The sequence below is a fragment of the Planotetraspora mira genome (assembly GCF_016863275.1).
GTDB lineage: Bacteria > Actinomycetota > Actinomycetes > Streptosporangiales > Streptosporangiaceae > Planotetraspora > Planotetraspora mira.
In genome coordinates, this window is record NZ_BOOO01000013.1 from 249,515 (window position 1) to 269,400 (window position 19,886).

The 19,886-nt window shown below is 69.2% G+C and carries 16 protein-coding genes; 7 read left to right on the forward strand and 9 right to left on the reverse strand.

Features of this window, described 5'->3' with window-relative positions:
* Nucleotides 1-622 precede the first annotated feature (622 nt).
* Genes Pmi06nite_RS12345 through Pmi06nite_RS12360 form a run of 4 tightly spaced genes read right to left on the reverse strand, consistent with a single transcriptional unit; the run spans nucleotide 623 to nucleotide 3,693 of the window.
* Nucleotides 623-1,453, reverse strand: coding sequence for an ABC transporter permease (locus Pmi06nite_RS12345; RefSeq protein WP_203953060.1), 831 nt, complete (start codon nucleotides 1,451-1,453; stop codon nucleotides 623-625).
* Entirely contained in the window at nucleotides 1,413-2,219 is an 807-nt protein-coding gene (locus Pmi06nite_RS12350; protein WP_203953061.1) for an ABC transporter ATP-binding protein, read from the reverse strand. The genes Pmi06nite_RS12345 and Pmi06nite_RS12350 overlap by 41 nt, the downstream gene beginning before the upstream one ends.
* Nucleotides 2,216-2,674 carry a MarR family winged helix-turn-helix transcriptional regulator gene (locus tag Pmi06nite_RS12355; protein ID WP_239113849.1) on the reverse strand — a complete coding sequence of 153 codons (459 nt, stop codon included), beginning with the start codon at nucleotides 2,672-2,674 and terminating at the stop codon, nucleotides 2,216-2,218. The genes Pmi06nite_RS12350 and Pmi06nite_RS12355 overlap by 4 nt, the downstream gene beginning before the upstream one ends.
* A 53-nt stretch (nucleotides 2,675-2,727) precedes the next feature.
* Nucleotides 2,728-3,693: an NAD-dependent epimerase/dehydratase family protein gene (locus Pmi06nite_RS12360; protein WP_203953062.1), complete on the reverse strand. Its 966-nt coding sequence runs from the start codon at nucleotides 3,691-3,693 to the stop codon at nucleotides 2,728-2,730.
* 308 nt (nucleotides 3,694-4,001) lie between these two features.
* Between Pmi06nite_RS12360 and Pmi06nite_RS12365 the strand changes: the two genes are divergently transcribed.
* The 3 genes from Pmi06nite_RS12365 to Pmi06nite_RS12375 all read left to right on the forward strand — a co-directional run bounded on the left by Pmi06nite_RS12365 (nucleotide 4,002) and on the right by Pmi06nite_RS12375 (nucleotide 7,322).
* Complete coding sequence (locus tag Pmi06nite_RS12365; RefSeq protein WP_203953063.1) at nucleotides 4,002-4,964, forward strand: glycosyltransferase; 963 nt, start codon at nucleotides 4,002-4,004, stop codon at nucleotides 4,962-4,964.
* 246 nt (nucleotides 4,965-5,210) lie between these two features.
* Nucleotides 5,211-6,401 carry a sensor histidine kinase gene (locus Pmi06nite_RS12370; RefSeq protein WP_203953064.1) on the forward strand — a complete coding sequence of 397 codons (1,191 nt, stop codon included), beginning with the start codon at nucleotides 5,211-5,213 and terminating at the stop codon, nucleotides 6,399-6,401.
* Between the two features lie 117 nt (nucleotides 6,402-6,518).
* A complete protein-coding gene (locus Pmi06nite_RS12375; RefSeq protein WP_239113850.1) occupies nucleotides 6,519-7,322 on the forward strand; it encodes an SAM-dependent methyltransferase in 804 nt (267 codons plus the stop codon).
* A gap of 19 nt (nucleotides 7,323-7,341) precedes the next feature.
* Here the strand turns inward: Pmi06nite_RS12375 and Pmi06nite_RS12380 are convergent, their stop codons facing one another.
* A complete protein-coding gene (locus Pmi06nite_RS12380) occupies nucleotides 7,342-8,292 on the reverse strand; it encodes an MBL fold metallo-hydrolase (protein ID WP_239113851.1) in 951 nt (316 codons plus the stop codon).
* Nucleotides 8,293-8,528: 236 nt separating this feature from the next.
* Between Pmi06nite_RS12380 and pgm the strand changes: the two genes are divergently transcribed.
* Nucleotides 8,529-10,166, forward strand: coding sequence for a phosphoglucomutase (alpha-D-glucose-1,6-bisphosphate-dependent) (gene pgm, locus Pmi06nite_RS12385; protein ID WP_203953067.1), 1,638 nt, complete (start codon nucleotides 8,529-8,531; stop codon nucleotides 10,164-10,166).
* 121 nt (nucleotides 10,167-10,287) lie between these two features.
* Here the strand turns inward: pgm and Pmi06nite_RS12390 are convergent, their stop codons facing one another.
* Entirely contained in the window at nucleotides 10,288-12,135 is a 1,848-nt protein-coding gene (locus tag Pmi06nite_RS12390) for an AMP-dependent synthetase/ligase (RefSeq protein WP_203953068.1), read from the reverse strand.
* A gap of 879 nt (nucleotides 12,136-13,014) precedes the next feature.
* Nucleotides 13,015-13,401 carry a nuclear transport factor 2 family protein gene (locus tag Pmi06nite_RS12395; RefSeq protein ID WP_203953069.1) on the reverse strand — a complete coding sequence of 129 codons (387 nt, stop codon included), beginning with the start codon at nucleotides 13,399-13,401 and terminating at the stop codon, nucleotides 13,015-13,017.
* A 131-nt stretch (nucleotides 13,402-13,532) separates the two neighbouring features.
* Between Pmi06nite_RS12395 and Pmi06nite_RS12400 the strand changes: the two genes are divergently transcribed.
* Nucleotides 13,533-14,132 carry a TetR/AcrR family transcriptional regulator gene (locus tag Pmi06nite_RS12400; protein ID WP_203953070.1) on the forward strand — a complete coding sequence of 200 codons (600 nt, stop codon included), beginning with the start codon at nucleotides 13,533-13,535 and terminating at the stop codon, nucleotides 14,130-14,132.
* A gap of 49 nt (nucleotides 14,133-14,181) precedes the next feature.
* Here Pmi06nite_RS12400 and Pmi06nite_RS12405 read toward each other — a convergent pair whose 3' ends face one another.
* Nucleotides 14,182-15,594: a sensor histidine kinase gene (locus Pmi06nite_RS12405; RefSeq protein WP_203953071.1), complete on the reverse strand. Its 1,413-nt coding sequence runs from the start codon at nucleotides 15,592-15,594 to the stop codon at nucleotides 14,182-14,184.
* A 723-nt stretch (nucleotides 15,595-16,317) separates the two neighbouring features.
* Between Pmi06nite_RS12405 and Pmi06nite_RS12410 the strand changes: the two genes are divergently transcribed.
* A complete protein-coding gene (locus Pmi06nite_RS12410; protein ID WP_203953072.1) occupies nucleotides 16,318-17,238 on the forward strand; it encodes a hypothetical protein in 921 nt (306 codons plus the stop codon).
* Nucleotides 17,235-18,683, forward strand: coding sequence for a PQQ-binding-like beta-propeller repeat protein (locus Pmi06nite_RS12415; RefSeq protein WP_203953073.1), 1,449 nt, complete (start codon nucleotides 17,235-17,237; stop codon nucleotides 18,681-18,683). The genes Pmi06nite_RS12410 and Pmi06nite_RS12415 overlap by 4 nt, the downstream gene beginning before the upstream one ends.
* A gap of 25 nt (nucleotides 18,684-18,708) precedes the next feature.
* Here Pmi06nite_RS12415 and Pmi06nite_RS12420 read toward each other — a convergent pair whose 3' ends face one another.
* Nucleotides 18,709-19,875, reverse strand: coding sequence for a F420-dependent hydroxymycolic acid dehydrogenase (locus Pmi06nite_RS12420; RefSeq protein WP_203953074.1), 1,167 nt, complete (start codon nucleotides 19,873-19,875; stop codon nucleotides 18,709-18,711).
* Nucleotides 19,876-19,886 lie beyond the last annotated feature (11 nt).

The window sequence follows — 19,886 nt, forward strand, 5'->3', positions numbered from 1 at the left end:
ATACCCCTCGAATGGTCCTCCCACGAGCAGATACCCCACGACCTGCCCAAACCCCCCAACCCACCCCAAAACCCCAGCCGTGATCATGCGCAGGTTCGGCATCATGCCCCTCGACCAGCCCTGACGTCGGGCGTGATCATGCACAGGTTCGTGGATACGCGTGCTGACCAGCCCTGATGCCGGGCGTGATCATGCACGGATTCGTAAAGGTGCGGGCTGACCAGCGCGGACGGAGTTCGTGATCATGCACGGATTCGTGAAGATGCGCGCCGACCAGCATGGACGGTGTTCCCGATCATGCAATATCTCGGGCCGGACGTGCCGGTTGACGTGCGGGGTGGGCGATCGAGGCGTGGAATGCGGCACGCCGGGATGGTGCCGCCCCCTCGTGCATGATCACGACGCTCGTTCGAGCAGGTGAGAGGGCGTGCCGCCGAATTCGTGCATGGTCACGATGTGCGTATGCGCAGGTGGGACGGTGTTTTCCCGAAAGTGTGCATGATCACGGCTGGGGTTTGGGCTGGTCGGGGGGCATGATCCCGAACCTGTGCATGATCACGCCGGGGTGGATCACGCCGGGGGGTCACGCCGGGGGTGGGTCACGCGGGGGGGTGAGGTGGGGTCAGCCGCGGGCTAGGCGGGGGAGTAGGGCCGAGGCGATGGCGATCATGACGATGGCCGACGCGAGCAGCACGCCGAAATCGAGCAGGAGCCGGGCGGAGGTGCCGACCAGCAGTCCCCGCAGGGCCTCGACCTCGTAGCTCAACGGGTTGATGTGGTTGACCACCTGCAGCCAGCCCGGCATGAGCTGTACGGGATAGAGCGCGTTCGACGCGAAGAACAGCGGCATCGTGATGGCCTGCCCGATGCCCATGAGCCGGTCTCTGGACAACACCAGGCCGGCGATGGTGATCGACAGGCAGCAGAAGAACGCCGACCCCAGCAGCAGCGCGGCGACCAGAGCGATGATCTTGAGCGGGTTGGTCGCGAGATGCACGCCGAGGATCAGCGCGAGGACGAGCACGACGACGGCCTGGGCCACGGCGCGAACGCCGGCCGCGAACGCCTTGGCCCCGACCAGAGCGATCCGCGGCGTCGGCGTCACCAGCAGCTTGGCGAGCACGCCCGCGTCGCGCTCCCAGATGATCTGGATGCCGTAGAAGATCGCGATGAACAGCGCGGACTGCGCGAGGATGCCGGGAGCCAGGAAGTCCAGGTATGGCGTCGAGCCGGTCGGGATCGCCCGGATCCGGGTGAACACCTGGCCGAACACGAGCAGCCACAGAGCGGGCTGGACGGCCCGGGTGACCAGTTCCGTCCGGTCGTGGCGGAGCTTCTGCAACTCGACCAGGCAGGTCGTGGCGATCCGCGAGGCGACGGTGCGGGCCAGGGCGAGTGGCCCGGGCTCGGTCTCAGCCGACGCGGCGGGCGGTGCGACGGGCAGCGCGGACATCGCGCATTCCTCCGTTTTCGTTGTCGCCGGTCAGGGCGTTGCCGGTGTGGTGGCGGAAGACGTCGTCGAGGGTGGCGCCGGGACCGAGGGCGTCCTTCAGGTCGTCGGGGGAGCCCTGTGCGCGGATGCGGCCCCGGTGCATGAGGGCGACGCGCTCGCAGTGCTCGTCGGCCTCCTGCATGGCGTGCGTCGTGACGAGCACGGTCATCCCGGTGGCGGCCCGGATCGAGGCGATCTTGTCCCACACGCTGTCGCGGGCCACGGGGTCGAGCCCGACGGTCGGCTCGTCGAGGATCAGCAACTGTGGGGCGCTGACCAGGGCCTGGGCCAGCTCCAGCCGGCGGACCATCCCGCCGGAGTAGGTCTTGCTCGGACGGTCGGCCGCCTCGGTGAGGTCCATCGCGTCGAGGACGGCCGCGACCTGGGCGGCGCGGCCGACGCGCGGCACGTCGTACAGCCGGGCGAACAGGGCCACGTTCTCCCTGCCCGTCAGCGTCCCGTCGGCGGACAACTGCTGGGGGACGTAGCCGATCAGCCGGCGCACGGCGGTCCGCTGCCGCGCGACGTCGCGGCCGAGCACCTGGATCGCGCCGGGCGGTGCGGGGAGGAGCGTGGTGATCATCCGGATCGTCGTGGTCTTGCCGGCCCCGTTCGGCCCGAGCAGGCCGAACACCTCGCCCCGCTCCACCTCCAGGTCGAGTCCGTCGACGGCGACGGTGTCGCCGAATTTCTGGCGCAGCCCGACGCAGCGCAGTGCCGGTGTCATGGGAGATCCTCCGCGAGTTCCGTGAGCAGGTGGCGCAGGGCGGGCAGAGCCGCCGCGACGGTGGCGGCCTCGCCGTCGCTCAGCTGGGCGAAGGCGTCGCCGACGAGCCGGCTGCGGGTTTCGCGCCAGCGGGCGAGCCGGGCGACCGCCGCGTCGGTGAGGAAGAGCCGGGCCGCCCGACGGTCCGCGGGGTCGATCTCCCGGCGCAGGAGCCCGGAGGCGCCGAGTTGGTTGACGAGCGTGCTCACCGAGTTGCCCGCGAGATGCAGGGCCCGCGCGGCCGCCGCGACGCCGATGCCGGGCTCGGTCTCGACGAGTTGCAGCAACTCCACCTGAGCGCCGCGCAGCGGTGGGCCGGGCAACTCGGCACGCAGGCGGCGGCGGACGACACGGCGCAGCGCCAGCATGACGCCCATCACCTCGTCGGCCGTGGCGGGAGTCCTCATCGGAGTCATGAAACGCACTATACCTCTTAGTAAGAGGTAATTTCAGGACAAAAGCCTCAAAGTCAAGAGACGGCCGCGGCGTCGGTCCTGCCGAGTTCCCGCTCGAACCAGGCGATGGTCCGGAGCAGCCCGGTCTCGGGGTCGATCCGCGGCCGCCAGCCGAGCCTGCGGGCCGCCAACGAGGTGTCCGGCCGGCGGACGTCCGGGTCGTCCACGGGCCGTTCCACGAACCGGATGGGGGAGGAGGACCCGGTCAGGCGGCGGATCGTCTCCGCCAGTTCGACGACGGACATCTCGACGGGATTCCCGATGTTCACCGGTCCGGGGAAGTCGCTCGCCGCCAGTGCGAGCACGCCGCGCACCGTGTCGTCGACGTAGCAGATCGATCGCGTCTGGCCGCCGTCGCCCGACACGGTGATGGCCTCGCCGGTGAGAGCCTGCCGGATGAATGTGGGAATCGCCCGGCCGTCGTGGGGCCGCATCCGCGGGCCGTAGGTGTTGAAGATGCGGACGATGCCCGTGTCCACCCCGTGGAACTCCCGGTACGCCGTGGTGAGCGACTCCGCGAAGCGCTTGGCCTCGTCGTACACGCTGCGCGGTCCGACCGGGTTGACGTTGCCCCAGTAGCTCTCCCGTTGCGGGTGTTCCAGCGGGTCGCCGTACACCTCGCTGGTCGAGGCGAGGACGAAGCGGGCGCCCTTCTCCCTGGCGAGCCCGAGCGCGTGCAGGGTGCCGAGACTGCCGGCCTTGAGCGTCTCGATCGGGTGCCGCAGGTAGTCGGCGGGGGATGCGGAGGAGGCGAAATGCAGCACCAGGCCCACCGGCCCCGGCACGTGGACGAACCCGGTGAGGTCGCACTCCAGCACACGGAAGGCCGGTCGGCCCATCAGATGTTCGACGTTGCGCGGCGATCCGGTGAGGAAGTTGTCCATGCAGGTCACCGAGGCGTCCAGGTCGAGGAGGCGCTCGCACAGATAGGAGCCGAGGAACCCGGCGCCACCCGTGACCACCGCGTGGAGACCCGTCATCGTGCGTCCACCTCCAGCGGCCCTGGGCCGCGTTCGCATCGGATCGCCTCCGTCGCGCGTGTGGTGGTTGGTTACCGCGACCGGCTCCGCTAAACGGACTTTTATTGATAATTCAACTTAAATGGGGCACGGTCTCGCGAAATTGTCACGCTGCGTAGTCATTGGAGCTGTTTGCTCCAGTCGCTCCCGGGTAGCCGAGGGGGCCCGGGAGATGGCGCGCTGCTGGATGCCGTGAAGACGCCGTGAAAGACGCCGCGAGCAGGCGAACAGGCCGGGCGGGATGGCCGATCGACGGGGAGCGAGGATCGATGAGAATCCTGGTGTGGCGCGTGCACGACTCGTGGACCACTTCGTTCGTTCAGGGAGGCCATGACTACCTGATGCCGCTCACGCCCGGCCGCGGGCCCGACGGCAGAGGCCGGTCAGGCACGTTCCCATGGCCGGACAACGTGCGTGAGGTGCCCTGCGACCTGCTCCGGGACGCCGAGGTGGACGTGGTCGTCTTCCAGCGGCCGCACGAGATCGCGCTGGCCCGCGAATGGCTCGGGCGCGACGTTCCGGGGGTGTACGTCGAACACGACACCCCCGTGGGCGACGTGCCGGAGGCCGTGCATCCCGTGGCCGGCCGAGACGACATCCCCCTCGTCCATGTCACTCACTTCAACGACCTGTTCTGGGACTCGGGCGACGCGCCCACCCGGGTGATCGAGTACGGCGTCATCGATCCCGGTCACCTCTACAGCGGCGAACTCCCGCGTGCGGGCGTGCTCGTCGACGATCCGATCAGGCGATGGCGTGTCGCGGGGACCGACCTGCTGCCCGCCTTCGCGGTGTCCGCCCCCCTCGACGTCTTCGGCACGCGGGTGAGCAGCCTGCCCGCCGCTCTCGGCCTCCCCGGCAGGATGGCCGCCTTCGAGGACCTGGCGCAGAGGGAGGCGCACGCCGAACTGGCCAGGCGGCGGGTCTACCTGCACCCGTATCGCTGGACGTCTCTCGGGGCGTCGCTCATCGAGGCCATGATGCTCGGCATGCCGGTCGTCGCCCTCGCCACCACCGAGGCGGTGGAGGCCGTCCCGCCGGAGGCGGGGGTCGTCTCCACGCGCGTCCCCGCGCTCATGGCCGCGCTGAAGTGGTTCGCCGCCGAGCCGGAACCGGCCGCTCAGGCCGGCAAGGCGGCCCGGGCCGCGGCTCTCGCACGCTACGACCTCGGCCGCTTCCTGGCCGACTGGGACCGGATGTTGCTCGACGTGGTCGCGGGCAGGGCCGGCTGATCTCGATGGTCGGTCCACCCGCGCCGGGACGGCTCACCCGAGGTCGATCTACCTGGCGGCCCGCACGATGAGGCCTGCGTTCTGACGGCCTGTCGCCTCGGGAGCCGGAGTGTCGATTAAAGAGGCCTTTGTGCGGGTTAGACCTCCACGCTCCCGGGTAGCGCTAACCGGACGAAAGTATTTAAATGCCGCAAAAGTCGCGCTTGGGATCGAGGTCGCCGAATCTCCCGGAGCGGAGGCGGCGCCATGGAGGCCGGAATCAGGTACGCGCAGGGTGGATTCACCGAACGTCACCGAGACGTTCTCGTCGACGTGTCGCTGGCGGTGGCGGTCCTGGTCTGCAGCCTTCCTCCGGCGCTCGTGGAACTGGCCGCTCCCGCGTCATGGGTGTCGGCCCCCCGCTGGTTCACCATGCTGTCCGCCGTCGCCGCGTCGCTCACCATGCTGGTACGGCGTCGCAGGGCCTGGCCGCCCCTCGCCGCCGCGGTGATCTGCCTGGCGGTCACAGGGGAGTTCCTGCCTCTGACTGTCGCGGTGTACTCGATGACGGCCCATGCGACCGTACGCAGGTGGGAACGGGTGGCCGCGGTGGCGTCGGTCGCCTACCTGGCGATGAGCCTGCTGGCCCGGCCGCCGTCGCATCTGCTCTGGGCCGAGGCGATCCGTGCCGTGGCGCTGGTCTACCTCCCCGCGATGATCGGGGCCTGGGTCAGGGGCTACCGCACGATACGGTCGGAACAGTGGCTGCGGGAGGAGCGGGCCGCGTGTGACGAACGCCGCCGCCTGGCGGGGGAGTTGCACGACACCGTCACCCACGCGGTCACGGTGATGGTCCTCAACGCCGGCATCATCCGGGACACCGAGGACCGGACGGAGGTCGTGTCGCTGGCCAGGATCATCGAGGACAAGGGCGTGCGGGCGCTGTCCGAGCTGAGGGACCTGCTGACGGTGGTGCGCCGCGGGGACATCCCCGCGTCGGCCAAGGGGATCGACGCGATCCCGCAGTTGATCGACGAGTGCGCGGCGATGGGCCTGCGGATCGACCTCCGGCTCGACACGGGGACGCTCTCCAGGGAGACCGGCCACGCGTGCTACCGGATCGTCCAGGAGGGGCTCAACAACGTCCGCAAGCACGCGCCGGGATCCGAGGTCCGGGTGCTCTGGGAGACCGCGGGCGAGGTGACCAGGGTGTCGGTGATCAACGGCGAGCCCGACGGCGAGCCGCGCCCGGCCAGGATGATTCTCCAGCCCGCGGGGACCGGCTTCGGGCTGGAGGGGCTCAAGGAACGCGTCGTCCTCTTGGGGGGCCTGCTCGCCTGGGCTCCGACGGAGGAGGGGGGCTTCGTGCTGACCGCCCGCATCCCCCGGACCAAGGACATGGGGTATCCGCCGCCGGCCAGGTGGGGGGCCGTGGGCGCCGCCGTCGGCCCTCCGTGAGCTCGCCGGAACGTCACTCCAGCCGTACGGCGGATGATCCGCTTCCATTTCCGCATATATCCGGGTTTGTTGGCTACGTTGAGATCAACATCGGATGCGGGCGAGGGGCGGATGGACATGGAACAGGCACCGTTGGGGATCGATCCGGCGATTCCGAGCGTCGCCCGGATCTACGACTACCTCCTCGGCGGCACGGACAACTTCGCCTCCGATAGGGCGGCGGCGGACAAGCTCGCCGAGCTGACCCCCAACATCCGGGAGGGCGTCCAGGCCAATCGGCGCTTCCTCAGCCGTGCGGTGCGCTTCCTCGCGGAAAGGGGTGTCCGCCAGTTCCTCGACATCGGCGCGGGCCTGCCCACCCAGGAGAACGTCCATCAGGTCGCGCTGAGGGTCGCGCCGGACTCCCGGACCGTCTACGTCGACAACGACCCGATCGTGCTCGCCCAGGGCGGCCGCCTGCTGGCGGACGACCGGCAGTCGATCGTCGTGGACGGCGATCTGCGCGAACCCGAGGCCATCCTGAGCGACCCGCGGATCCTCGCTCACATCGACTTCGACCAGCCGGTCGGGCTGCTCATGCTCGCCGTGCTCCACTTCGTCCCCGAGGACGACGTCGCCGAGAGGGCGGTCCGCACGCTGTGCTCCCGGCTCGCTCCCGGAAGCGGCCTGGTGATCAACCACCTCTCCTTCGGCGACATCGACGACGGGAAGCTCCAGGAGGGCCGCGAGGTCTACCGCCGCACCGCCACCGGCTCCGTGACGCCCAGGACCCGGACGGAGATCCTGCGGTTCTTCGACGGATTCAAGCTGGCCGAGCCGGGCCTGGTGTCCACGGGGGAGTGGCGCCCGGAACCGGACGAGCCCACGATCCCCAAGCTGCCCGGCATCGACGGTTTCAGCGGGGTGGGCCTTCGGAGCTGAGACCGGCTGAAGGCGCTCGTCAGACGGCACTCGCCATCGGGCCGCCGTTGTACCGTACGGCGTCGCCGATGGCTTCCAGGAGGTCGAACGGCGTGCCCGTGGCGTCGGCGTACGCGCGGTGCAGGTTGAGCGCCAGCCGCTCGGCGTCCGGCATGCCCGCGAACTCGCCGAGGTCGCAGCGCTGCGCGGCCTCGAGCGGCGTCAGGCCCTCAGCGAGCCCGGCCTGCGCCGTGCGCAGCACGAGCTGGAGATAGCGCTCCATGCCGGCCAGCACCCCGGGCAACTCGGCCCCCGCGATGAGGGGGCCGTGACCGGGGACGACGTGGTCGGCGCCGAAGTCGGCGAGCCAGCCCAGCGACGCGATCGCCCCCTCGACCGAGCCCATGAACACCAGCGGGGTGACGCCGTGGAAGATCAGGTCGCCGGTGAACAGGACCCGCTCCTCGGGCAGCCAGGCCACGACGTCGCCGGTCGTGTGCGCGGGATGGCCGGGGTGCAGCAGGTCGACGCGGCGCGAGCCGGTGAACAACGTCAGATCCGAGCGCAGGACCACCGAGGGGACCCGTCGCGTGACCCGGCCCCAGTCCGGCACCGGCTGCCAGACGGGCGGGCAGCCGTCGATGATCGGATCGACCAGCAGCCCCTCGCGCATGGCCTCGTGGCCGATCAGCACCGTCGTGCTCGGAAGCAGGCTGTTGCCGTAGGTGTGATCGCCGTGCAGGTGCGTGTTGACCGCCATGGTCAGCGGCGCGTCGCCGGTGGCCGCGCCCACGGCGGCCAGGAATCGGCGGGTGCGCTGCTCCGTGGCGCAGGTGTCGACGACGATGGTGCCGTCGAGGCCGTTCACCGCCCCGGCGTTGTTGATCCACCAGGTGCCGTCGGGTTGCACCCAGGCGAAGACGCCTTCGACGATCTCGTGCAGGGCCGCCGCTTCGGGCGCGGAGCCGGCTCCGTCGTGCGTCGATGTCACCGTTGTCATCCCTCTGTTCGTGCGCGGATCACGGGTTCGCGGGCAGGTCGCGGGACCATCCGGTACCCGCGTGCTTCGGTTACGATACGACCCCTTTGGGTGATTCGATGAAGCGGTCCTCTCGTACGGCACGGCCGCCGGTGACCAGGGCGCCTCCCGGAGGGGAGAGCCGGAAGATATGGGGCAGACTGGCGGATGCCCCCGTCTGACGGCGAACCGCAGGAGCATGAGAGCCCATGGCCGACCAACGCGCCGGACAACCCGCCGGCCCCTCCGACCTCGTTGACGTGGCCCGTCTGGTCACGGCCTACTACGCCTTGCACCCCGATCCCGGACAGGCCGGCCAGCGGGTCGCGTTCGGGACATCGGGTCACCGGGGATCGGCGCTCAACGTCGCCTTCAACGAGGACCACATCCTCGCGACCAGCCAGGCCATCTGCGAGTTCCGGGCGAGCAGGGGCGTGGACGGGCCGCTCTTCCTCGGCGTCGACACCCATGCCCTCTCCGAGCCGGCCCGTGTCAGCGCGCTGGAGGTCTTCGCGGCCAACGGCGTGTCCGTGCTGATCGACAGCCGTGACGGGTACACGCCGACGCCTGCCGTCTCCCACGCGATCCTCACCTTCAACCGCGGTCGCGAGACGGGGCTCGCCGACGGCGTCGTGGTCACTCCGTCGCACAACCCCCCGGCGGACGGCGGCTTCAAGTACAACCCGCCGAACGGCGGCCCGGCGGACACCGACGCCACGTCGTGGATCCAGGACCGGGCCAACGCGCTGATCGCCGGTGGCCTGAAGGAGGTCAGGCGCGTCCCCTACGCCCGCGCGCTGTCGGCGTCCACGACCGGGCGGTACGACTTCCTCGGGGCGTACGTCGACGACCTCGGATCGGTGGTGAATCTCGAGGCGGTCCGGGACGCGGGCGTCCGCATCGGAGCCGACCCACTGGGCGGTGCCAGTGTGGCCTACTGGGGGGAGATCGCGGATCGGTACGGGCTCGACCTGACCGTGGTGAATCCCCTGGTCGACCCGACCTGGCGTTTCATGACGCTCGACTGGGACGGCAAGATCAGAATGGACTGCTCCTCGCCGTACGCGATGGCGTCCCTGATCGGCAAGCGCGACGCCTTCGACGTCTCGACGGGCAACGACGCGGACGCCGACAGGCACGGCATCGTGACCCCCGATGCCGGGCTGATGAACCCCAACCACTTCCTCGCCGTCGCGATCTCCTACCTGTACGGCAACAGGCCCGGCTGGCGGCCGGACGCGGGAGTCGGCAAGACCCTGGTCAGCAGCAGCATGATCGACCGGGTCGCGGACGATCTGGGCCGGCGCCTGGTCGAGGTTCCCGTGGGGTTCAAGTGGTTCGTGTCCGGGCTGCTCGACGGATCGCTGGGCTTCGGCGGTGAGGAGAGCGCGGGCGCCTCCTTCCTCCGTCGTGACGGCTCGGTGTGGACCACCGACAAGGACGGCATCGTCATGGCCCTGCTGGCGTCGGAGATCATCGCGGTCACGGGCCGCTCGCCGAGCGAGCACTACTCCGGTCTGGTCTCCCGGTTCGGGGACCCCGCCTACGCGCGGGTCGACGCGCCCGCGACGCGCGAGCAGAAGGCGGTTCTGAGCCGGTTGTCGCCTGAGCAGGTCACCGCCGCCACGCTCGCGGGGGAGCCGATCACCGAGGTGCTCACGTCCGCTCCCGGCAACGGCGCGGCCATCGGCGGGCTCAAGGTGTGCACGGAGAACGCCTGGTTCGCCGCACGCCCTTCCGGTACCGAGGACGTCTACAAGATCTACGCCGAGTCGTTCCGCGGCCGGGACCACCTCGGCGAGGTGCAGAAGGAGGCCAGGGCCCTGGTCGACACGGCCCTGGGATGAGGGACGGGCGCTTCGCGAAGAGACTCGGCGAAGCAGTTCGGCGAAACCGGAGTCGCGTGTTCCGGAGAGTTCCGACGCGTGAGCCGGTGTCCGTGACGGGCCGGCTCACGCGCTGGGGCGATCAGTCTCCGTAGAGCAGGTCGATCGCGTCGGAGTACTTGCTGTGGATGATCCGGCGGCGCAGGGAGAACTTGGGCGTGAGTTCCTCGGTCTGGGTCGACCACTCCACGGGCAGCAGCTTCCACTTCTTGATCTGCTGAACGCGTGCCAGGCGCTCGTTGGCCCTGGTCACGATGGTCTCGACCGCGGCCAGCACCTGGGGGTGCTCGGCGAGGTCGGCGAGCCCGGTGAAGGTGAGACCCTGGGTGCGGGCCCAGGCCGGGGCGGCCTCGCCGTCCAGCGTGATGAGCGCGACCGGGTAGGGGCGGCGGTCGCCGAACGCGAGGGCCTGGCCCACCAGGGGATGCTCCTTGAGAAGGTTCTCGATGTTGGCGGGGGAGATGTTCTCGCCGCCCGCCGTGATGATGAGCTCCTTCTTGCGGTCGATGATCCGGCAGAACCCGTCCTCGTCGAGGGTGCCGACGTCACCGGTGTGCAGCCAGCCGTCCTCGTCGAGGAGGTCGGCCGTGGCCTGGGGCAGGTTGAGATAGCCCGACGTCCCGATGGGGCCGCGCATCAGCACCTCGCCGTCGTCGGCGATCTTCAGCTCGACGCCGGGGAGCGCCGGGCCCACCGAGCCGAGCTTGTACCTGGTGGGGGTGTTGACCGTGCACGCGCCGGTGGTCTCGGTCATGCCGTAGACCTCGAGGATGTTCAGGCCGAGGCCGGCGAAGAAGCGCTGCACCTCGATGGAGAGGGGCGCCGCACCCGACGACAGCCAGCCCGCCCGGTCGAAGCCGATCAGCGACCGGACGAGTGACAGCAGGGCCGCGTCGGCCTGCTCGTAGGCCTGGACGATCTCAGGAGGAGGCGTCGCGCCGTTCTGGCCCGCCTCGATGTAGGCCACTCCCGCGGCCATCGCGGCCCTGGCCTGTGCCTGCTGCTCCTCGGGCTGGGTGTCCATGACCCCGAGCAGCCCCGCCATGATCTTCTCCCAGACCCGGGGGACGCCGAAGAACAGCACGGGCCGCACCTCACGGAGCACCGTGCTGAGCTGCGTGAGGTCGGGGCAGAAGTGGACGTGCGAGCCCTTGAACAGGGGCAGATAGAGGCTCAGTACCCGCTCGGCGATGTGGGCGTAGGTGAGGTAGGAGATCTGCGTCCCCAGGTTGGGGAGCGAGGAGGTCATCTCGATCGCGCTGACCTCGTAGCTGATGTTGCGGTGGCTCAGCGGCACGCCTTTGGGGTTGCCGGTCGTGCCCGAGGTGTAGAGCACCGTGGCGGTGTCGCCGGGCCGTACGGCCCGCAGGCGGCTCTCGACGAGCGCGGGGTCGGCCGCGTGCCGCTCCCTGCCGAGGGCGACGAAGGCGTCCCAGGTCATGAATTGGTCGCCGGAAGGGCACGCCTCCGGGTCGAGCACGATCACCTTGGTCAGGTGCGGGAGTTGGTCCAGGGCGTGCTGCCAGCGCGCCAGTTCGTCGGCTCCGCCGATTACCGCGATCTTCGCGTTCGAGTCTCCCGCGATGTACGTCACCTGCTCGGGGGCGAGCGTGGCGTAGACGGAGATCGGGGTCGCCCCCGCGTGGACGGCCCCCAGGTCGGCCAGCACGTGCTCGGTGCGGTTGACCATCATGAGCGTCACGGCGTCGCCCGCCTCCAGGCCCAGCGCGGCGAAGGCGGCCGCGAGTGCCAGCACCTCCGACCTGGCCTGGGCGAAGGTCAGCGTCTCCCAGCCGTCGCCGGCGCGCATCGAGTACGCGGGGGCGTCGGGGTGAGCCTCGGTGATGTCCTGAAGCCGGCTGCAGAGGGTGTATTCACGAATCTGGTCCTCTATCAGGGAACGCTCGTGCAGAATGTCGGCTTTAGTCATAAATAAGCCTTTTTGTGTGGGGGATGGCATCTGACTTGGGACGTATCGCATCACGCGGTCAAATCGGTTACAAGAGGTTCACCTGAATGCCTTCTTCGAAGTGCGCTCAGGAGTGCGTCCTTCGAGATGGGACGCCTTTTCCCGTACGCACGAGAAGGGGGATTCCCATTGGCCTAGACCATTCCCGGCGCCGTCGGGAAATCCGACTCGGACCGTTGATGTCTTCGACGGTCGGCGGAGAAGGGGGGCGGCCGTTCCGAAAGGCTCATCCGGCTCAGGGCGTCGGGCGGGGCCGTACCGTCAGGCGACGACGCGCTCTTCGGCCGTGAGAGCAGGTTCCCCCCGCGTGATCCGAGGGTGAACCCCGGCCCGGCGGTCGCCACTGCGCTAATGGCGCCGCTTTTCAATTCTCACGGAAGTCGCTCACGATTCCGTGAGAATTGAAAAGCGATCACCGATAACGCCTGGACCGACCGCCGCTGCCCTGACTTCCGCGCAGCCGTCACCCGACTGGTGGAGCACCCAAGGTTCATCCAGCCGCCTGCCGGAACAGCAAAGGTCGAATGGTTCGCGGAAACCTCGTCGGGAACTCGTGGGCGGTCTCGCCGACACGGCTGCGCGCAGCGCTCGGCCCTCTCGGTGACGCGATGAACGCCGGGCAGGACTCGAGGCATGTGAGAAGAACTGGACCCACCGAAGGAGTGGATCGTGAGCAACGCCGCCGACACGTCCGTGCCGCGCGACCGCGCGGCTGCGGGAAGTCCACGACCTGCTCGGGGGGCCGGACCGGCCCCCCGGCGGAGAGGTGTCGCTGAACGGCCGGCCGCGCCGGCCTGACCGCCTGGTTCAGCCCTGAGTCAGCCCTGAGTCAGCCCTGAGTCAGCTCAGTGCCTTGAGCATGAGCGGGACGTCGACGTAGGACTCCATGCGGACGATCCTGCCGTCGCGCACCTGCCACACGTGGACCTCGGGGACGTCGAAGGGGACGGAGCCGTTCGTGGTCGTGCCGACGGTGCGGCCGACCTCCACGACGCGATCGCCGGCTTCGACGATCTGCTCGACGGTCACCTTGGAGTCGATGTGCTGGAGAAGCCCGGTGAAGAAGGTGACCGCTCCGTCGTGCCCCTTGTAGTCCCCGCCCCAGGGCAGCAGTTCCGACTGGTAGATCTCGACGTCGGGGTCGAAGAGCTCGGCGATCACATTGAAGTCGTGCGTCTCGAAGGCGTCGTAGAGCCGCCTGATAATCTCGACGTTGTTTTCGGTCATGGCTGTCCCCCAGAGAAAACGGGCTGAAGAGGCGACGGCGGACGGGCCCGGCGAAACCGTCATGAGAAGTCTTCAGATCGCCACCCAGGACGCACAAGTGGGCTCGGGATTGTCGGAAGGAAGCTGCCGCCATGTTCGGAAAACCTGGGCGACCGGCCGAGGATCGGGTCGGGCGTCAGCAGGAGATCTTCCTCGCGGTGGCACCGCTGATCAGTGCGTCCGGTGTCAAGGAGATCACCATGGCACGGGCGGCGCGGGCCGCGCGGATGTCGGTCGGGGGCCTTTACCACTACTTCCCGAACAAGCGGGAGCTCCTGCTCTTCGGCCTCTCGCCCGCCAATCTCGAACGCCTCTGCGCGAGGTTCCGTGACCGGCACGGCCACCTGGCTCTGACCGATCCGCAGGCCTACCTCGCGGCCAGCCTGGACTCGCTGACCGCGGCCGCCGGCGCCTTCGTCGCTCCCTCGGTGCTCGCCGCCACCCATCTCGGGGTCGACACGTTCCGCGCGCTCCTCGACGAGGCGCTCGAGACTGAGATCGTCGGTCTGGTCGACACCATCCGGATCGCTCATCCGGGCATCGGTGACGAGTCCGCGGTCGCCCTCAACCGCGCCCTGCGCCGTCAGTGCGTCAGTGCGCTACTCGATCCCCAGATCACCGCGGCGGAGCTGCGTGCCCAGATCGAGGGCCTGGTCGTCGGATTCACCGGCATGGCCGGATCAGCCGTGTGACGCCCACGTCGGGGCGGAAGATCTCAGGGCCGATGTGCGATGGAGCCGCTCAGGCCGCCGTCAGCGGATCGCTTCTCTGGTCGAGGAGCCGCAACCGGAGAACCAGGCGGGCGCCCAGTGGCGCGTCCTCGCAGCAGAGGGTCCCGCCGTGGGCTTCGGCGATCTCGCGGGAGATGGCCAGCCCGAGGCCGCTGCCACTGGGATCGCGGCGCCTGCCGGAGTCCAGCCGCGTGAAGCGTTCGAAGACGCGCTCACGGTCCCGGGGCGCTATGCCGTCGCCGTCGTCCGACACGGTGAGGACGACCTCGCCGCCCACCGTCTCGATGGTGACGTCCACCCGGGTCTCCGCATGACGCTGGGCGTTGTTGAGCAGGTTCTCGATGACCCGCGTGAGCTGGACGCACGTGCCGTTGACGCGGGCGCCGCCTGATGGATGGACGTGCACGGGCACGCCGCCGTCCCGCCGCTCCACGGCGTCGCGGACCAGATCGTCGATGTCGACGGCGCCGGGTGGGGCCGGTTCGGCGCCGTTGATGCGGCCCAGGACAAGCAGATCGTCGACGATCGCCTGGAGGCGGTCGACGCCCATGAGCGCCGATCTGATGGCATCGTGCGCGTTAACATTTTCCGGATCGAGAAGGGCGCTCTCCAGTTGGAGGCGCATTCCGGCCATCGGAGTCCGCAACTCGTGAGAGGCGTCGGAGGCGAACCGGCGGTGGTGCTGCACCGCCGTCTCCATCCGGTCGAGGACCTCGTTGGCGGTGCCGACAATCTGGGAGATCTCGTTGCGGCCGGGCGGCTGAGGCAGCCGCAGGCTCAGGTCGTTCGGAGTGATCTCCGACATCTTGGCGCGGCTCAGTGTCACCGGGCACAGGGACCTGCCGAGCAGAGCCCAGGTCAGCCGGGCGATCGCCGCCAGCAGCGGCAGGGCCGCGGCCGTGATCAACAACTCCAGGCGGTGCTTCATCAGGATGGACGGCGCGGGAAGCGCGGCGTAGACGAAGGTGGAGTCCGCCTCCCGGGAGGTCCTGATGGCCGTGAGAAGAGAGCATCCGCCCGGGCCGCACTCGGTCAGCTTCTGGATCGGATTGTCGGGCGGCGGCCGCACCGCGGACAGCGGCGGCAGACCGGCGGCCGGCTTGCTGGCCTCGACGACGCGGTCCCTGGAATCCACGACCTGGACGAGCTTGACCTGATTGAAGACAGGGATCGTGTGCGGCACGTCGCCGTTGCGCATCGCCGTGCTCCACAGCCCGGCGACACGTCTGGTCTCGGCGCACGCGTCGGTCTCGAGCTTGTGGCGGATGACCATGTCCAGGCTCGCGCCCGCCCCGGTCAGGACCAGGAACGACAACGCGGTCGCGGCCATCGTGTAACGCGCCCGCAGTGACTGCGGCCGGTACATGGTCCAGCGGAATCTCCTGCCGCCGGTCGTGCCGTGGGAGATGGCGCGGGTCACCACGTCGCCCTCCGATGGGCCGGTGCGAGCGGGTCGGTGGCGGCCCTGGGCGTGGGTGCCCGGTTCGGGAGAGGAGGCCGCGATGGGCTATGAGTCACCTGCGCCCTCCACTGAACAGTCGGTATCGCCGGGGCTGGGGACGGGCCCGGACCTGGAGGTGACCGAGGTCTTCCGCGTCGGGGCGATGCCGGTCGGCGCGGGATCGCCCTTGCGTGCGAAGCCCAGAGCCTGGTGCGCGGCACGGCGGATATCTCCATGGAGTCCGTTGAAGTCCATTTCGTAACTGTATGAACAAAATGTGGCATTTGGGTGGCTGCGTTACACCTAGCCTAGGTGTCGGGTTATGTGAACATTGTGTAGGACCGTGCACGTTGGGGAGACTGTGCGCTTCGCATGCCCTGTGTCCACGGAGGTTCGGCCGCCTCGTGTTCTCCCGGCGGACGGCCGGGAACGCCGGTCGCGGGGTGGCCATGCCAGATGGGCCGCCGTGGCGCTTTGTAAAAGTAAAAAATGCAACGATCTACGGTTGAGTCCCGTCCGATGTGGCGGTCGCGGATCCGGATGGCTGAAGTGCAGGGGGCGATGCTCCATATTGGAGCCGGCATCCCCGAATCGGGTTCATTACGTTATTTGCGGATCTTTGGCGTTGGACTAATCTGCCCTTGGCATATCTCGATTTTCTGTGGGTTGTAGTCCTTGGAGGCCGTGCCGATGTCGTCCGGGAGCATGGAGCCTGAGGACGGCGACGATGGGCCTGCCGACAAGCCCCTCCCGCCCCTGAAGACCACACCGTCCGAGGACTCGTCCCCGGACGCCTTGGCCGCGAAGGCCCCGGCGCGGAAAGGTCGCCGGCTCTCCTGGGAGGCCGTCGGGGGCATCACGGCGATCGCCGGTGTCGTGGCCGCCGTCGTCTTCGGCGTGTTGCAGGTGGTGGCGCCCACGGAGTCGTCGGAACCCAGCCCTGGTGTTTCCGCCGTTCCCGCCGACGAAAGGCTGGAACTGGTCGGCATGCAGGCCTCGCGCGACCCGGTCGCCGTTCCGGTGAGGTCCATCTCCGACGGGGATGTGAGCACGGTCCCGACCGGCGGCGAGACCGAGGAGCGTCGCGCGCTCGTGGTGACCCTTCGCAATTCCGACCAGGATCCGGCGATATTGACCGGCGTGAAGCTCGTGGTGCACTCGACCCTCCGGCCGATCGGGTGCGGTCCCGGTGAGGGCGATGCGGTCCTTCCGAGCCTCGCCTATGACTTCCGGTTCCCCGCGACGCTCTCGGAGCCGTGGACGCACGTTGATCCTCAGGTCTTCGAAGTGGCGCCGCACGAGGCGGACGCCCTGTCGATCACCATGGGCCCCGAGAAGGGTGCCGGTATGTCGTTGATGTGGCGGTTCTCCGTCTACGGAGTGTCCAAGGGCGGCAAGGAGGCTTACTGGGGAGACGGTGTTTGGACCGACTACTACGAGGCGTCAGAGGCTGATTACGCCCGCTATGTCCGGGGCGAGTCTCCGAAGCCCATCGACGACGAGGTACGGTCCTGCGCGGCCGGGGTCCTGCGTGGCTTGAAGAGTTTCACGGCGGATTCGTCTCTGATCGTTCATCCGGGGGTCACCGCGATGATCGATTACTACCAGCGGCTGGCGCAGTCGTGACGGAGGACGAGCCGGCCGACCGGCCTGCACTCTCGCGCCGGACGGTCATCCTGACAGGCGTCACCGCGGGCTTGGCGGCGGCCGGCATCGGCTGGTACATCCAGGGGCGAGCCTCGCAGCCGGGACCGCCCCCCAGACGCGAGTTCCGGTCTCCGTCGCCCTCACCGACGCCGTCCACAGCCGGATGGCACGCGCCCATCGAAATGGCGGATCTCTGCACGCCGCTGCGCAGTGGCAATGATCTCTACCTGTACGACACGTCCGGCTCGGTCTACGCCCTGGCCGCCGACACGGGTGCGACCGTCTGGAAGGGCGACTACGGCATCGCGGTGGACCAGGGCGTCATCTTGTCCGGTGACGTGGTGGTGGTCGCCGGAGGGCAGCCGAGCAGCGCCGTGCTCGGGCTGGACAGACGGTCGGGCAAGCAGGTGTGGCGCCACGACACCGTCGGGTACGTCCCGATCCACCCCGGCCCTCGGCCTGGATCGGTTCTGGTGCACGACGCCGAGGGGGTGCTTCTGCTTCTGGAGGCCGCCACCGGCAAGGTCGTCTGGCGGAGCGCGCTCCCGTCGGGCGATTTCCACTTCACCGATGTCCAGCGCCTGGCGGTCAGCGGCCCGGTCGCCCTGGAAACGTTCGGGGGCACCCTGCGGGCCGACATGGACGACCCGATCACGCACCCGAACACCCAGTGGCTCCGGGCCGTCGATGGCGCCGACGGCACACCGAGGTGGACGGCCGACGTCGCCGCCGCGGAGTGGACCGTGGTGCCGCACGCCGGAGGCGGACGGCCGGGGACCTCGGGCCTCATCGATTGGCTCAGCACCGAGGTCGCCGGTTTCGTGCATGTCGTCCGATCGATCGTCGCGCCTTCTGACGATCCGCAGTTCGCGCTTTCCACCACGTCGGAACTGGTCGGCATCGACGTCCAGACCGGTAAGAGCGGGTGGTCGTTCTCCGCGGGGATGATGTCGCGACCTGTGGTCAAGGAGGACGCGATCTACGTCGCGAGCGCCGAGACGCCTGAGGACCCCATGCGGATCCACGGATGGGATGCCCGTACCGGGCGAGAGATATGGACGTTCGCGCCCAGCGGCGACGACGCCGAGATCGTGAATTCCGGGGTGTCGCTCGCGGTCGACGGGGACGTCCTGTGCGCCGGGTCCGGTTACGGGATCCTTGCGCTGGACGTCCGCACCGGCACCAGGGTCTGGTCGGTTCATGATGGAGCGCAAAGTCTGGGCGGGACTCCCGTCGCTTGGCGTGACGTCGTCTACATGACCACGCGAAGCGGCACGGCCGGAATTCGCAGTTGGCGGGTCAGCGACGGAATGGAGCGTCCGGCCGCCGGTCCGCAGGGGGAGCGCCCCCTGCTGTTCCTCGCGGATGACATGCTCCTGCTTCGTACAGGTGACGCACTGCGCGCGATCCCCTTCCGCTCGTGATCACTCTCTGTGTGATTCCGCCGGGTCATCGGTGGACGTGGGGGAGCACCTCCCGGGCGTAGAAGTCGATCACCTTCTCCTGGTCGTCCTGGCCGGAGTGGATGAACGGCGTGGCGCCGATGTCGAGCAGGTGCTGGACGGCCTTGATGTGCACCTGGGGATCGGTGCCGCGCGGCCACGAGGCGTAGACCTTCGACAACGGCCAGCGCTGCTCGGCGATGCGCTGGATGGTCACCGGATTGGGCTGGTAGAGCAGGTCGCCGAAGCCGTGGACGGTGAACCGCCACTTCCGCGCCGCCTGGTCGGCCTCCGCCTGGCCGCCCACCACGACCCAGGTCTCGACGAGTTTGGGCATGGTATCGGGGTTCTTCCCGGCGGCGCGCGCGCCCTCGTTGAACGCGTCGACCATGCGCTTGTCGGTGACGTCGTGTGTCTGAACCACCCAGCCGTCGCCGTACCGCCCGGCCAGGTAGGCGCTCTTCGGGCCGCTGGCCGCGACGTGGATCGGCACGGGAGTGGCCGGCACGTCGTACAGCTTGAACTCCTCGGTCTGGTAGTAGCGGCCCTTGTGGGTGACCCGCTCGCCGGTCCAGAGCTTGCGGATGAGCCCGATGGCCTCGATCAGCCGGTCATGGCGCTCGGGATAGCGGTCGAACCGGCCCGTCGAGGCCAGTTCGTTGAGCGCCTCTCCCGCGCCGACGCCGAGGAACACCCTCCCGGGCGTCAGGACGCCGAGGGAGGCGAACGCCTGCGCGACCTGGGAGGGATGGTGGCGGTACAGCGGGCAGGTGACACCCGTGCCGTACGTCAGCCGGGGTGTGCGGTCGCCGATCAGAGCCAGTGTCAGCCACGGGAACATGCTGTGGCCCTCGTTGTCCTGCCACGGCTGGGAGTGGTCGCTCGTCCATACGTATCCAAACCCGGCGCGGTCGGCCATCTCGGCGAAACGGACGAGGTCCGGTGTCCGGAACTGCTCGTGCCCGAGGACGAATCCGACCGGCGACGCCGGCGGTCTCGCACCGCCCGACGGCGACGGGCTGGGCGTGGGGCCCGCCGCCCCGCGCAGGACGCCCGTGCCCAGTGCCGCGCCGCCCACCGCCACGGCTCCCAGCATGGAGAACTGCCGCCGGGAAATCGCCTCTGATCCGCTCGGCTCCGTTCCGGTACGCCGTTCGCGCTCGTGTCCGCTCATCGTCGTTCTCC